11 protein-coding genes are annotated in these 14,186 nt (G+C 71.5%); 6 read left to right on the top strand and 5 right to left on the bottom strand.

Annotation, left to right across the window (positions count from 1 at the left end):
• The first annotated feature begins 25 nt into the window (after positions 1-25).
• From RI138_RS06700 to ybaK, 4 genes are all read left to right on the top strand, one after another.
• Positions 26-1,627 carry an oxidoreductase gene (locus RI138_RS06700; RefSeq protein ID WP_096631069.1) on the top strand — a complete coding sequence of 534 codons (1,602 nt, stop codon included), beginning with the start codon at positions 26-28 and terminating at the stop codon, positions 1,625-1,627.
• A gap of 221 nt (positions 1,628-1,848) precedes the next feature.
• Positions 1,849-2,889, top strand: coding sequence for a hypothetical protein (locus RI138_RS06705; RefSeq protein WP_311119161.1), 1,041 nt, complete (start codon positions 1,849-1,851; stop codon positions 2,887-2,889).
• Positions 2,890-2,894: 5 nt separating this feature from the next.
• The gene (locus tag RI138_RS06710; RefSeq protein WP_311119162.1) at positions 2,895-3,659 is read left to right on the top strand and encodes an LON peptidase substrate-binding domain-containing protein; all 765 of its coding nucleotides are present in this window, start codon (positions 2,895-2,897) and stop codon (positions 3,657-3,659) included.
• A 15-nt stretch (positions 3,660-3,674) separates the two neighbouring features.
• The gene (gene ybaK / locus RI138_RS06715; RefSeq protein WP_311119163.1) at positions 3,675-4,172 is read left to right on the top strand and encodes a Cys-tRNA(Pro) deacylase; all 498 of its coding nucleotides are present in this window, start codon (positions 3,675-3,677) and stop codon (positions 4,170-4,172) included.
• Between the two features lie 120 nt (positions 4,173-4,292).
• Here the strand turns inward: ybaK and RI138_RS06720 are convergent, their stop codons facing one another.
• The 4 genes from RI138_RS06720 to RI138_RS06735 form a co-directional block, all read right to left on the bottom strand.
• Positions 4,293-5,042 (bottom strand): ABC transporter permease, encoded by a 750-nt coding sequence (locus RI138_RS06720; RefSeq protein WP_311119164.1) that lies wholly within the window; start codon positions 5,040-5,042, stop codon positions 4,293-4,295.
• 100 nt (positions 5,043-5,142) lie between these two features.
• Positions 5,143-5,985 (bottom strand): ABC transporter permease, encoded by an 843-nt coding sequence (locus RI138_RS06725; RefSeq protein WP_311119165.1) that lies wholly within the window; start codon positions 5,983-5,985, stop codon positions 5,143-5,145.
• A 115-nt stretch (positions 5,986-6,100) separates the two neighbouring features.
• A complete protein-coding gene (locus tag RI138_RS06730) occupies positions 6,101-7,084 on the bottom strand; it encodes an ABC transporter ATP-binding protein (RefSeq protein ID WP_096631080.1) in 984 nt (327 codons plus the stop codon).
• A 152-nt stretch (positions 7,085-7,236) separates the two neighbouring features.
• Positions 7,237-8,502, bottom strand: a complete 1,266-nt coding sequence (locus RI138_RS06735; protein ID WP_311119166.1) for an NYN domain-containing protein — start codon at positions 8,500-8,502, stop codon at positions 7,237-7,239.
• A gap of 290 nt (positions 8,503-8,792) precedes the next feature.
• On the opposite strand from RI138_RS06735, the gene RI138_RS06740 reads away from it, so the two are divergent.
• Complete coding sequence (locus RI138_RS06740; protein WP_096631082.1) at positions 8,793-8,972, top strand: hypothetical protein; 180 nt, start codon at positions 8,793-8,795, stop codon at positions 8,970-8,972.
• A gap of 91 nt (positions 8,973-9,063) precedes the next feature.
• Here the strand turns inward: RI138_RS06740 and dnaE are convergent, their stop codons facing one another.
• Positions 9,064-12,603, bottom strand: a complete 3,540-nt coding sequence (dnaE, locus tag RI138_RS06745) for a DNA polymerase III subunit alpha (protein WP_311119167.1) — start codon at positions 12,601-12,603, stop codon at positions 9,064-9,066.
• 202 nt (positions 12,604-12,805) lie between these two features.
• Between dnaE and RI138_RS06750 the strand changes: the two genes are divergently transcribed.
• Entirely contained in the window at positions 12,806-14,131 is a 1,326-nt protein-coding gene (locus RI138_RS06750; RefSeq protein ID WP_398862502.1) for a DUF2252 domain-containing protein, read from the top strand.
• Positions 14,132-14,186 lie beyond the last annotated feature (55 nt).

A 14,186-nucleotide genomic window follows, 5' to 3' on the forward strand; every position in this document is an offset into this window, starting at 1 on the left:
GCACGTGTGCACGGAGGGAGCGGCCGTGACCGAGCCGCACGAAGGCGATATCCCGGACGGCCTCAGCGCAGCGGAGCTGGGCATGTGGCAGTCCTTCCGCAACGGGACCACCTACGACTTACGTACCTACGACACGACCCGCAACGATCCGTTCGCCCCGCACGCGTGGGGCCCCGAGCGAAGTGTCGGAGCGCGCACGGTGGCGCGGCTGCTGCTGAGCGGGCCGCCCGCCCGGCCCGGCCGGGTGGCGGCGCTGAAGCTCCGGGGAGTGCGGATCACCGGGAAGCTGGATCTGGCGGGCGGCCGGGTGGCTCCGTACGTGGAGCTGACCGGCTGCCGGATCGAGCAGGAGCTGGTGCTCCCGGAGTGCCACTTCACGACCTTGCGGCTGGTGGGATGCGCGCTGCCCCGCCTGGAGGCCGCGCGGCTGCACACTGAGGGCGATCTGCATCTGCCGCGCTGCCGGATCGAGCGGGGCATCCGGCTGACCGACGCCCAGATCGGCACGGATTTACTGATCAACCAGCTCAGCGTGGGCCCCGACCGGCACGGGCAGGCCTTCGCCGGGGACGGTATGGCGGTCGCGCAGGACCTCCAGGCCGAGATGATCGAGACGCGCGGCGAGCTGAGCCTGCGCGGGGCGAAGGTGGGCGGTTCGCTGAGCCTGCGGGGCAGCCGGCTGCGTGCCGGAACGGACCGGCGCGCGCTGAACGCCCCGCAGCTGACGGTGGAGCGCACGCTCTACATGACCGAGGCGTGGGTGAACGTCGACACGGGGAACCAGGGCACCACTCCCCCGTACGGCGTGGTCTACGCCCCGACCCCGGCGCGCGGCACCCGGTCGCAGATCTTCGAGTGCAGGGGCGGGGTGCGGCTGGACGACGGGCGGTTCGGGGACGCGGTGGACCTGCACAAGGCCCGGTTCACGATGACCCGGCAGGAGGAGCTGTCGCTGCGCCGGATCGTCACGCCGGAGCTGCGGTTCAACGCGGAGCGCCCCGAGGAGGGCCGGGTCGTGCTGAACGGGGCGAAGGTGGTCACGCTGATCGACCTGTCGACGAGCTGGCCGGGCCCGGGCGGTCTGGCGATGGGCGGCTTCGTCTACGAGAACCTCGTCCCGTACGGCCACTTCCCGCTCTCGCGGCGGCTGGAGTGGGTGTCGGCGGCGACCCCGGAGTACGTGCCGGAGCCGTACGAGCGGCTGGCGACGGTGTTGCGGGGCAGCGGGGAGGACGCGGATGCGCGGGAGGTGCTGCTGGCCAAGCAGCGCCGCCGCCGGGAGACGCTGCCGCCCGCCGCGAAGGCCTGGGGGTTCCTCCAGGACTGGACGGTGGCGTACGGCTACCGGCCGGGGCGCGCGGCGGTGTGGATGGCGCTGCTCTGGGCGGCGGGCGCCGCGGCGTTCGCGCAGTACGACCCGGCGCCGATCCAGGACGACGGGGCGCCGCTGTGGAATCCGACGCTCTACGCGTTGGACCTGCTGATCCCGGTGATCAACCTCGGCCAGGACGGCTACTGGCGGATGGAGGGTGGCTGGCAGTGGGCGGCGGCCGCCCTGGTGCTGGTGGGGTGGGTTCTGGCCACCACGGTGGCGGCGGGGGCGTCCCGGCTGCTGCGCAGGGGCTGATCGAAAGGCCAGGTCGAACCGGTCGGAAGGCGTCCGGGACCGGGCATCCAGGCCCCCCGCGAGCGGTGACCACCGAGAGGAACGAGCACGAAAGGAGGTCGCATTCAAGCCATCGGATGCCCTTTTCTTTGCCTTTTCTTGACCCGGTCCGATACAACCCATTCACTCGGCACAGAAGCTTCACAGCACACCTCTGGCGCGGCCCTCACCAGCGCTTTTCAATGGTCTGCACCATGGCTTTCCTTCGCGCTCTGCTCCGTACCGCGCGCATGGTCCGGCACAGCCCTCCGCTGTCCGCCGGCCTGTCCGCGGATGACGCGGTACTGCTCGACGCCCCCGACGAGCGGCTCTCTCCCGCGCTGGTCGCCGCCGCCCTGGGCGACTACGAACCGGCCGCCAAGCTGCTCGCCACCACCCGGGACGCGGCCGAGTGGGAGAACCGCGACCGCTACCTCGGGCGGCTCGTCGCGTTCGCCCGCAGCCGGGACGGCTGGCTCGTCGACTGGCTGGCCGCCGCCCCGCGCGACCCGGACGCGCTGCTCGTCAAGGCGGAGCTGTCGGTGCGCCGGGCCTGGGAGTCGCCCGCCCGCGCGGAACGGCTCCGCGAGGTCGGCCCGATGATCACCGCGGCCGCCGAGGCCGACCCGCGCGACCCGGTGCCGTGGCGGCTCGCCCTGGACCACGCTCGCGGCACCCACGCCACGCACACCGCCTTCGAGACGCTGTGGGAACAGGCGGTGCGCCGCTCCCCGCACCACTACGGCTGCCATGTGGCGGCCCTGCGCTACCTGTCGGCCGCCTGGTACGGCTCGCACCGCGAGTGCTTCGACTTCGCCGAGCGGGCAGCCGAGGACGCGCCGCCCGACTCCCTCGTGCAGGCGCTGCCGGTCCGGGCGGCCTTCGCACTGCTCCTGGACAGCCAGGCGGCGGGCCGGACCACCTCCGTACTGGAGGAGCGGATCGACGCGGCGGTCGATCCGGCGATCAGACTCTCCGCCGCCTACCGCCCCGGCGACCCGTGGCCCGCCGAGGTCCGCAACCTCCTCGCGTACGTCCTGCTCGCCCGGGGCCGCTGGGCCGAGGCGCTGGACCAGTTCACGCTGATCGGCCTGTACGCGACATCGTTCCCGTGGTCCTCCGTCTCCGACGACGCCCTGGGCCGGTTCCTCGACGCACGCGACGGAGCACGCCTCCAAGTGGCCTCCCTGACCCCTTTGCGCAACCGGGCCGACCTCGGCCGTCCCCGCGGCCATTACGCTTGAGCGCTGTGACCACCGCCCGACTTCCCCTTTTCCCGCTCAACGCGGTGCTGTTCCCCGGCCTGGTGCTGCCGCTCAACGTCTTCGAAGAGCGATATCGCGCCATGATGCGGGAGCTGCTGAAGAGCGACGAGGACGAACCTCGCCGCTTCGTCGTGGTCGCGATCCGCGACGGCCGCGAGATCGCCCCGACGGCCACCGGCATGCCGGACACCGTCGCGGCGGCCCCTCCCACCGAGCGCGCCCCGGCGGAGGGGTTCGGCCCGGACCCGATCCAGACCTTCCACCGGGTCGGCTGCGTCGCCGACGCGGCGACGATCCGCGAGCGTGCCGACGGCAGCTTCGAGGTCCTGGCCACCGGCACCACCCGGGTCAGGCTGCTCTCCGTCGACACCCGCGGCCCCTACCTCACCGCCGAGGTGGAGGAGGTGGCCGAGGAGCCGCCCGCCGACGACGAGGCCGACGAGGCCGGAGCCCTCGCGGAGGGCGTCCTGCGGGCGTTCCGCTCGTACCAGAAGCGCCTGGCCGGAGCGAGCGAACGCTCGCTGACGACCGGCGCGGACCTCCCCGACGACCCGGCCGTCGTCTCGTACCTGGTCGCGGCGGCCACCGTCCTGGACATCCCCACCAAGCAGCGCCTCCTCCAGGCCCCGGACACCGCGACCCGCCTGCGCGAGGAGCTGACGCTGCTGCGCAAGGAGACCGCGGTCATCCGGCACCTGCCGTCGCTGCCCGCGGCCGATCTGACCCGCGCCCCCACCCACCCCAACTGAGGAGGACCGGCCCCGGTGGCGAAGAAACCCAAGAAGCAGTCGGGCGGCACCCCCGCGACGGTCGCCCTGACCGCGTCGGGCACCGCCTTCACGGTCCACGCCTACGACCACGACCCGGCCTCCCCCTCCTACGGCGAGGAGGCCGCCGAGGCCCTGGGCGTCTCCCCCGACCGGGTCTTCAAGACCCTGGTGGCGGACGTGGACGGCGAACTGACGGTCGCGGTGGTCCCGGTGGCGGGCTCCCTGGACCTCAAGGCCCTGGCCGCCGCGGCGGGCGGCAAGCGCGCCACGATGGCGGACCCCACGGCCGCGGAACGCACCACCGGCTACGTACGCGGCGGCATCTCCCCCCTGGGCCAGCGCAAGCGCCTGCGCACGGTGCTGGACGCGTCGGCGCGGTCGCACCCCACGATCTGTGTGTCGGCAGGGCGGCGGGGCCTGGAAGTGGAGCTGGCGGCGAGTGATCTGGCGGAGCTGACGGGGGCGACGTTCGCGGAGATCGCGCGGGGGTGAGCCGCCCCATCGACCGCCCCTCCGGCGCTTGGGGAGGCTTCTTCAGCCCCTCCGGCGCTTGAGGAGCGGAGTACGGGGCAGCGCCCCGGTTTCGGGAGGGGGCGAGGCGGACGGGAACTGTCAGACAGGCCCTTGGGCCGACCCACCGTCCGCAGGGGGCGAGGCCGACGGCGACCCCGAGGACGACGGCGACGGAGGCCCAGCCAGGGGTCCCTGCACCGGCCCCCCGTAATACCCCGACCAATCCGGCTCCATGTCCCGCGGCCCGAACGCCGCGGTCAGCAGCAGATGGATCGCCATCGCCGCGAACGGCCACACCAGCGCCGCCACCCCCACCGCGTGCAGCTCAAGCGGCGCGTCGAACGTCACGCCCTGGCCCGCCTCCCGGGCCCGGCCCACCACGTCGGACGAGGGTCCCAGCCAGACGCCGACCCGCCACGCCAGCAGCGATCCGAGCAGCGCGCCCAGCGCCAGCCCCAGGACCACGAAGATGCCCCCGCGGCGCAGCCGCCAGAAGACGGCGGCCGCCGTGAGCACACCGAACCCGATCGCCAGCAGGACGAATGTTCCGTCCGCCCCGATCGCCTCCTCGCCCTCGCTGTTCTTCAGGAAGACGGCGGTTTCGTCGGAGACCAGCGGGACCCGCGGCGCGAGCCACAGCCACAGCAGCCCGAGCCCGATGCCCGCGAGCGCGACCAGGACGACGACCGCGGCGGCCTGACGGAGCTCCGTGGCGGTGTCCGGGTCGTCCGGCGAGCCGGAGGAGGGGACGAAGTGGGAGCCCGAGGGCGGGGCCTGCCACGGATCGTGGGGGTTCGGCTGGTGCGGCGGCGTCAACGGTGCGGTCACCGTGCCATCGTGCCAGGCCACCCTGTGCGCCGCCTCACCGGCTGCCGCACCCGTGCCCGGGACCGCGGTCCGGACCGCGACCGGACGCACGACCCGGCCCCGGCCGTCCCGCAGCAGGGCCCTACCGTACGGCCGCCCGCCGGTACGCCCACGTGGCCACGGCCAGCGACAGCACCCCCACCACCGCGCAGATCGCGAGGAAGAAGGCGATCAGCCCCCAGTCCGGGCGGGCGTCGAAGGAACGGGCCAGCGCCTCGACCCCGTACGTGGAGGGAAGCAGGTCACGCGCCCACCCCACCGGCTCCGGCAGCCGGTCGGCCGGCAGCACTCCGAGCAGCAGGGCGGCGGACATGCCGAGCTGCCCCAGCAGGGTGGCCAGCTCCTGGCGCGGGGCGAGCAACCCGAGGGCGGCGCCCAGACCGGCCAGCGCCGCGCCGGAGAGCGGGATGACGGCGGCCAGGACCCACAGATGGGTCAGCGGCAGCTGGAACAGCACGCTCCCGGCGACCGCCGTGAAGACCGTGCCGGGCACGGTGAACGAGGCGTACGCGGCGGCCGCCCCGAGCACCACCGCCGCGGGCGGCACGGGCAGGGTGGCGTAGTGGTCGAGCCCACCGCCCGCCCGGAGCTGGCCGAAGTACTGGGCGAGCAGGTTGAGCGCGACGAACGCGACGACCAGGACGCTGGAGCCGGCGACCACCGCGCGGGCCTCGGACCCGCCGTCCACGACGCCCCGCATCAGGACCATGATCCCGACGGACTGGAAGGTCGCCACGAAGAGCAGCGGAATCCGGGCGACCCGCGCCCGGGAGAGCTGGGCGCGGTAGACGGCGGCCAGCGAGGGCAGCAGCCGGGCGCGCGGCGCGAGGGGCGCGGAGACGGTACGGGCGGGGGCCGTGCCGGAGGTGCCGGGCACGGGCCGGACACGCGAGGGTGCGGTCCCGGCCGGAATGATGCTCGTCACCTGAGGCCGCTCCCCTTGCACCCGTCCGGTACCCGCACCGGGCCCACCACGTCCCGTACACCGACTGCGTACAGCGTCGGCGCGGTGTTCAGCACCCGCGCCCCACGTCCGATCCTCACGCCTTCACCAGCCCCTTGGTCGCATTGGCCGCGTCTCCCCCGAGGGCGAGATAGACATCCTCCAGGCTGGGCGTGGCCAGGGTGAAATCGTCGAGCGCGGCGAAGGCCGCGCCGCCGGTCACCGCGGCGACCGCCGCCCGTGCCTCGTCCGGGCCGAGCCGCAGCACCCAGCGCCGCCCGGACTCCTGCGCGGAGGGCCTCAGCGCCGCCACCTCCGGGACGTCCAGCGGGGCCCGCTCGCGCCACACCAGCTCGACGCGGACCTCCCCGGCCACCTGCTCCTTGAGCCCGGCGGGGGTGTCGCAGGCGATGACCCGGCCGCGTTCGAGGACGGCGACCCGGTCGAGGACGGTCTCGGCCTCGATGACGTTGTGGGTGACCAGCAGGACCGTGGCCCCGCGCTCCGCCCGGCGCCGGTCGACGGCGGCCCAGACCGCGCGGCGGGCGACCGGGTCCATGCCGGTGGTCGGTTCGTCGAGGACCAGGACGGGCCGGTCGCCGACGAGTGTGGCGGCGAAGCAGGCGAGCCGCCGCTGACCGCCGGAGAGCTTCTTCAGGGGCCGCCCGGCCAGCGGGGTGAGGCCCAGCTCCTCCAGGACGGCGTCGCGTTCGGCACGGGCCTCGCGGACCGGTAGTCCGCGCAGCCGTCCGGTGGTCTCGGCGGCCAGGGAGACCGTCAGTTCGTCGAGGGCGGTGGACTCCTGCCCCAGATAGCCGATCAGCCGGGAGGCGCGCTCGGGGTGGCGCACGAGGTCGTGGCCCAGCACCTCGACGCTGCCGGAGTCGGGCCGCATCAGCCCGGTGAGCTGGCGGACCAGGGTGGACTTTCCGGCGCCGTTGGGGCCGAGGAGTCCGAAGATCTCGCCGCGCTCGACGTCCAGGCTGATCCCGTCGGTGGCACGGACCTCGGGCGTCGCGGGGGCTCCCCGGCGGCCCCGGACGGCGGGATAGGTCTTGACCAGATCCCGCACCGCGCACACGGTGCCGGTGCCCCTCTGCGCCTGTGCTGTGCCCGTACTCACGAGGTACGAGGGTACGGGGTCACACGCACCGGTTTACGCCCGGGGGGACCACGCGTCGCGGGGCCCGCGGGATCGGCCGGGGACGCCCGGCCGCGCGGCTGGGGCAGGCCCTACTCCCCGGCGGGCACGTGTTCGGCGGCCGCGCGCACGTCGATCTCGCGCCAGAAGCCCGCCCGGATCGCGTAGCGGTCGTGCTCGTCGATCTGGTCGTCCTTGTGGGCGAGGAGGCCGAAGCGGGCCGCGTACCGGAGCAGTTCGCCGTCGATGCGGTGCGGGATGCGCGGGTACATGGTGGACAGCTTCTGGAGGTGGACGGTCTCCGGGAGGCGTTCCATCCAGCGGCGGGCGAAGACCTGGCCCACCTCGAAGGGGTCGCCGCCCACGGTGGTGATGTCCTCCTCCCGGTCCGCCCAGCGCTGTTCGGCGCTGGTGAGCTGGGCGAGGGTCGGCAGGGACGCGGTCTCCGCCGGTTCCCCGAGGGGGCCGCCGCGCTCCACCCATCCCTTGTCGGAGGACCAGCGCAGGGTGGCGCTCGCGGGCTGGACCGGCTGCTGGCGGTCCGGGTGGGTGGCGTGGGCGCGCAGGGCGGCCAGGTCCTTCGGGGTGGGGACGCCCTTGTGGCCACCGGGGGCCGCGGGGGCGGCTGCGGGGGGCTCCGGGCTCTCGGCGGGGGCGGCCGGGCCGTTGCGGGCGGCGGCCGCCTGGGCCTCGGAGGCGCGCTCGGCGGAGGCGGCGAGGGCGGCCTCGGGCAGCGGTGCGGAGAGGATCGCGGCGATCTCGGGGCGCGGGGCGGGCTGCGGGGCGCAGGCGCCGCCGGTGTCCTTGGCGCGTACGGCCTTGGTGATCCAGGCCCGGTCGAGGACCCGGCGTTCGTCCGCCTCGGCGACCAGGTCCTCGGACTGGTTGTAGTCGCCGTCGGCGGCCTGGACGGCCCACAGATGGACGGCGACGCCGTGTTCCTTGGCTGACATCAGACCGGGCAGCAGATCGCCGTCGCCGGTCACCAGGACAACATCGGAGCAGGCGCGGTTCCGGGCCAGTTCGGTCAGCTCCGCGTGCATGGCCGCGTCGACGCCCTTCTGCGCCCAGCGCCCGTCGCTGCGGGTCAGGGCGCCCAGCCGTACGGTCACCCGGGGCATGACGCGCAGCCTGCGGTGTTCGGGCTGGGGCACCCGGTCGGGGGCGCCGTCGAACCAGTAGATGCGCAGCAGGGGTTGCTGGGTATCGGCCTCGGCCCGTTCCCGCAGCCCCTGGATGAGGGCCGCGTGGTCGACGGTGATACGGGATCGGGCGGGCTCTCCGGCCAGCAGACTCGCGGCTGCGCCCAGCAAGTAGCCGGCGTCCACCAGGACGACGCAACGGTCCACGCTTTCCACCCTCTTCCAGAATTCGGGAACGGTTCAGCGGCCCGCCCCTCGATGACCGGGTCCGCTTACCCAGGGTTTCCTTCGAGTCTGCCCGACCGCGGAAGGGTTAACGGCCGGAACTGGATCATCGGCGTGGCGGATCGGGAAAGAGCTGGAAAAGGCCCGGGCGGATGACGGGGAAGCAAGGCCACCGCGAATACCACTACGCACAGTAATGATCCAACATGCGGCTTTTGCGGTGCCATGTGAGTCTGACAGCGGTCCTGGCCCCCCAGGATTCCCCACAGGAGGCATTCACCATGGCCAAGAACAAGAACCGCAAGCAGGGCAGCCAGCACGACCGCGCGTCCGCGTCGGAGCGTAGTGCGGAGCAGGCGAAGTCGACGGCGTACGAGTCGCAGACCCAGCCGCAGGCGCAGGCCCAGGGCAGTCCCGCCGACGTGGCACGCAAGCATCAGCGGCGCTTCGGCCACAACTGACGCGTCGGCCGCTCGCGGTAAAGACATGCGTTGAGGACAGCGAGAGGGCGTCCCGCACCGGCGGGACGCCCCTCTCGTCGTACGCGGCCGCTCAGCCGGCCAGGCAGGAGGGCCCGAGCAGCACCTTCAGGTCACCGAAGAGCGCCGGGTCGGGCTTGACCCGGTGCCGGTCCAGGCGCAGCACTGTCGTCGTGCGCGGCCCCTGGAGCTTGATCCGCACCTCGGTGTCGCCCCGGTGGTGGCTGAGCACCTCGCCGAGCCGGGTGACCATCGGCGGGGTGATCTTCACGGTGGGGATGGTGAGGACGACCGGGGCATTGGTCCCGGCGTTGGAGATGTCGGGGACCTGCATCTCCATGGCGACCAGCCGGGGCACGTCCTCGCGCTTGTCCAGACGTCCCTTGACGAAGACGACGGTGTCCTCGACGAGCTGGGTGGAGACCAGCTGGTAGGTGGCGGGGAAGAACATGCACTCGATGGAGCCCGCGAGGTCCTCCACGGTGGCGATGGCCCAGGCGTTGCCCTGCTTGGTCATCTTGCGCTGGAGGCCGGAGATGATGCCGCCGACGGTGACGACGGAGCCGTCCGAGTAGTCCCCCCCGGTGAGCTGGGAGATCGAGGCGTCGGCCTTGTCGGACAGCACGTGCTCCAGGCCGAAGAGCGGGTGGTCGGAGACGTACAGACCGAGCATCTCCCGCTCCTGGGCGAGCAGGTAGGCCTTCTCCCACTCGACGTCGGAGAACTCCACGTCGAGCCCGAAGCCCGGCTCGTCGCTCTCCTCCTCGCCCATGCCGCCGAAGAGGTCGAACTGGCCCTCGGCCTCCTTGCGCTTGACCTGGACCACGTTGTCGATCATCGGCTCGTGGTGGGCGACGAGGCCCTTGCGGGTGTGGCCCATCTCGTCGAAGGCGCCGGCCTTGATCAGCGATTCGACGGTGCGCTTGTTGCAGACGACCGCCTCGACCTTGTCGAGGAAGTCGGGGAAGGAGCTGTACTTCCCCTTCGCCTTGCGGGAGCGGATGATCGAGTCGACGACGTTCTGGCCGACGTTGCGGACGGCGGTCAGGCCGAACAGGATCACGTCGTCGCCCTGGGCTGCGAAGTTGGACAGCGACTCGTTGACGTTCGGCGGGAGCACCTTGATGCCCATGCGGCGGCACTCGTTGAGGTAGACCGCGGACTTGTCCTTGTCGTCCTTGACCGAGGTCAGCAGGGCCGCCATGTACTCGGCGGGGTAGTTCGCCTTGAGGTACGCGGTCCAGTAGGTGACGAGACCGTACGCCGAGGAGTGCGCCTTGTTGAACGCGTATCCGGCGAACGGCACCAGGACGTCCCACAGCGCCTTGATCGCCGCGTCGGAGAACCCCTTCTCCTTGGCGCCCTTCTCGAAGAGGACGAAGTTCTTCGCCAGCTCCTCGGGCTTCTTCTTGCCCATCACGCGGCGCAGGATGTCGGCCTCGCCGAGCGAGTACCCCGCGACGATCTGGGCGGCCTTCTGGACCTGCTCCTGGTAGACGATCAGGCCGTAGGTGAGGCCGAGGACCTCCTTGAGGGGCTCCTCCAGCTCCGGATGGATCGGGGTGATCTCCTGGCGGCCGTTCTTGCGCTCCGCGTAGTTCGTGTGCGAGTTCATGCCCATCGGGCCCGGCCGGTAGAGGGCCGAGACGGCGGAGATGTCCTCGAAGTTGTCGGGCTGCATCTGGCGGAGCAGGGAGCGCATCGGGCCGCCGTCGAACTGGAAGACGCCGAGCGTGTCACCCCGGCAGAGCAGTTCGTACGTCTTGGGGTCGTCCAGCGGCAGGTGGAGCATCTCCAGGTCGATGCCCTTGTTGGACTTCACCATCTTGATGGCGTCGTCCATGATCGTCAGGTTGCGCAGGCCGAGGAAGTCCATCTTCAGCAGGCCGAGCGACTCGCACTGCGGGTAGTCCCACTGCGTGATGGTGACGCCGTCGGTGTGTCGCGTCCAGAGCGGCGCGTGGTCGACGATCGGCTCGCTGGACATGATGACGCCGGCGGCGTGCACGCCCATCTGCCGGACCAGGCCCTCGACGCCCTTGGCGGTGTCGATGACCTTCTTGACGTCGGGCTCGCTCTCGTACATCCCCCGGATCTCGCCCGCCTCGCTGTAGCGGGGGTGCTTGGGATCGGTGATGCCGTTGAGGTCGATGCCCTTGCCGAGGACGTCGGCGGGCATGGCCTTGGTGAGCCGGTCGCCCATCGCGTACGGGTAGCCCAGCACACGGGCCGAGTCCTTGATGGCGTTCTTCGCCTTGATCTTGCCGTACGTGCCGATCATGGCGACCTTGTCGGCGCCGTACTTCTCGGTCACGTACCGGATCACCTCGACGCGCCGGCGCTCGTCGAAGTCGATGTCGACATCGGGCATCGAGACGCGCTCGGGGTTGAGGAACCGCTCGAAGATCAGCCCGTGCTCGATCGGGTCGAGGTCGGTGATGCCCATCGCGTACGCCACGATCGAACCGGCCGCCGAACCACGCCCGGGGCCGACCGCGATGCCGTTGTTCTTGGCCCACATGATGAAGTCGGCGACGACCAGGAAGTACCCCGGGAACCCCATCTGGATGATGATGTCCATCTCGTACTCGACCTGCTTCTGCCGGTCGTCGGGCACGCCGTTCGGGAAGCGGCGCTTCATCCCGTTCCGGACTTCCTCCTGGAACCAGGTGATCTCCGTGAAGCCGTCCGGGATCTCGAACTTCGGCATGAGGTTCTTCGCCTCGAACATGCCGGTGGTGTCGATCTGCTGGGCGACCAGGAGGGTGTTGGCGCACCCCTCCTGCCAGGCGTCGGAGGAGTCGATGGCGTACATCTCCTCCGTCGTCTTCAGGTAGTAGCCGGTGCCGTCGAAGCGGAAGCGGTCCGGGTCGGAGAGGTTCTTGCCGGTCTGGATGCACAGCAGCGCGTCGTGGGCGGTGGCCTCGTGCGCGTACGTGTAGTGGGAGTCGTTGGTGACCAGCGGCGGGATGCCGAGCTTCCGGCCGATCTCCAGGAGCCCGTCGCGGACCCGGCGCTCGATCTCGATGCCGTGGTCCATCAGCTCCAGGAAGTACTTGTCCGCCCCGAAGATGTCCTTGTAGTCGGAGGCCGCCTGGACCGCCTCGTCGAACTGGCCGAGCCGCAGCCGGGTCTGCACCTCGCCGGAGGGGCAGCCGGTGGACGCGATCAGGCCCTCGGACCACTGGGCGATGGTCTCCTTGTCCATCCGGGGCCACTTCTGGAGCCAGCCCTCGGCGTACGCGTCGGAGGAGAGCCGGAAGAGGTTGTGCAGCCCCGTCTTGTTGGACGCCCAGATCGTCTTGTGGGTGTAACCACCGGAACCGGACACGTCGTCGCGCTTCTGGTGCGGCTGCCCCCACTGCACCTTGCGCTTGTGCTTGCGCGACTCGGGGGCGACGTACGCCTCGATGCCGATGATCGGTGTGACGTCCGCCTTCTTCGCGGAGTGGAAGAAGTCGTACGCCCCGTGGAGGTTGCCGTGGTCGGTCATCGCGATGTGCGTCATGCCCATCTCGTTGGCCGCCTCGAACATGTCCTTGAGCCGCGCGGCACCGTCCAGCAGCGAGTACTGGGTGTGGACGTGCAGGTGCGTGAAGGGCGGCTTGGTCACGGCGTCGGGCCTCCGGGAAGTCGGGCGATGACGGACGGGGGGACAGCGTGGAAGTCTACGACGTGAAGGAGCCCGACAGCGGGCACTCCGGGCCTCCGCCGAGCGTTGGACAGGGCGGAACCGGTGTCCGTTTTGTCATGCACTCGGTCACGTGGGCCGTTGGCCCGCCAGGTACGCCAACGACAGCAGGAGGCAGCAAGAGATGTCGGAAACGCAGACCGGCGCAGCGCGGCGCGGGGAGCAGATTCTCGCCGTTTTCGACACCGCCTTCGGGGAGCTGCTGGCCGCCGATCCGGCCGCCTTCCGGGTCAAGTTCCGCAAGATGGCGGGCTCGGCCTTCGCCTTCTACCGGGGCACGGCCTGCCTGTTCTACGACGACCTGGAGCGGGAGCGGCACGGCGGCCCGTTCCTCGACGAGCGCACCGGCCGGGTGTGGATCCACGGCGATCTGCACGCGGAGAATTTCGGCACCTACATGGACGCCAACGGCCGCCTCGTCTTCAACGTCAACGACTTCGACGAGGCGTATGTCGGCCCCTTCACCTGGGACCTGAAGCGCTTCGCCGCCTCCGTGGCCCTGATCGGCTACGCGAAGGCGCTGGCCGACGAGCAGATCAGCGAGCTGGTCCGGATCTTCGCCGGGGCCTACCGCCATCGCATCCACGCGCTGGCGACGGGCGCGAAGAACGACGAGGTGCCGCCCTTCACCCTGGACACGGCGGAAGGCCCGCTGCTGGGCGCGCTGCGCGCCGCCCGCTCGCTGACCCGCTTCTCGCTGCTGGACTCGATGACCGTGATCCGGGACTTCGAGCGCCGGTTCGCCGACGGCGGCGGGGCGATCGATCTGGACGCCGCGACGCGCTACAAGGTGCTGGCCGCCTTCGACGGCTATCTGGAGACGCTGCCGGAGTCGAGCCTGAGCCGCCCCGATTCCTACCGGGTGAAGGACGTCGTGGGCCGCCGGGGCATCGGCATCGGATCGGCCGGGCTCCCCTCGTACAACATCCTGCTGGAGGGCAACAGCGACGCCCTGGAGAACGATGTGGTGATCTACCTCAAGCAGGCGCAGACCCCGGCGGTCGCCCGGCACATCACGGACGCCGCCGTGCGGGACTACTTCCAGCACGAGGGGCACCGCACGGTGATCTCGCAGCGCGCGCTCCAGGCGCACGCGGACCCCTGGCTGGGCTGGACCGAGCTGGACGGCATGGGCCAGCTGGTCGCCGAGGTCTCCCCGTACGCGGTCGATCTGGACTGGTCCGACATCGACGAGGTGGACGAGATCGCGGCGGTCGTCGCCGATCTGGGCCGGGCGACGGCGACCATGCACGCGGCGGCCGACGACGAGAGCGGTCACTCGCTGGTGCCGTTCTCCACGGAGCGGGCGATCGACGCGGCCATCGCGGCCGACGAGGAGAGCTTCGCGCCGCTGCTGGTCGACTTCGCCCACAGCTACGGCTCCCGGGCCCGCGCGGACCACCAGATCTTCGTGGACCTCTTCCGCAACGGCCGGATCCCGGGGCTGTAGTCCCGCACAACCGCACGGGCCACGGCTCTCAGCCTCTTTTAAGGCCCGCTTACCT

This window comes from Streptomyces durocortorensis (assembly GCF_031760065.1).
In the GTDB taxonomy this organism is placed as follows: domain Bacteria; phylum Actinomycetota; class Actinomycetes; order Streptomycetales; family Streptomycetaceae; genus Streptomyces.

What these genes read in the sequence shown, in the direction of transcription:
- RI138_RS06705 (WP_311119161.1), top strand. Translation starts at nt 1,849, where the DNA reads ATGGTCTGCACCATGGCTTTCCTTCGCGCTCTGCTCCGTACCGCGCGC.
- RI138_RS06750 (WP_398862502.1), top strand. Translation starts at nt 12,806, where the DNA reads ATGTCGGAAACGCAGACCGGCGCAGCGCGGCGCGGGGAGCAGATTCTC.
- RI138_RS06740 (WP_096631082.1), top strand. Translation starts at nt 8,793, where the DNA reads ATGGCCAAGAACAAGAACCGCAAGCAGGGCAGCCAGCACGACCGCGCG.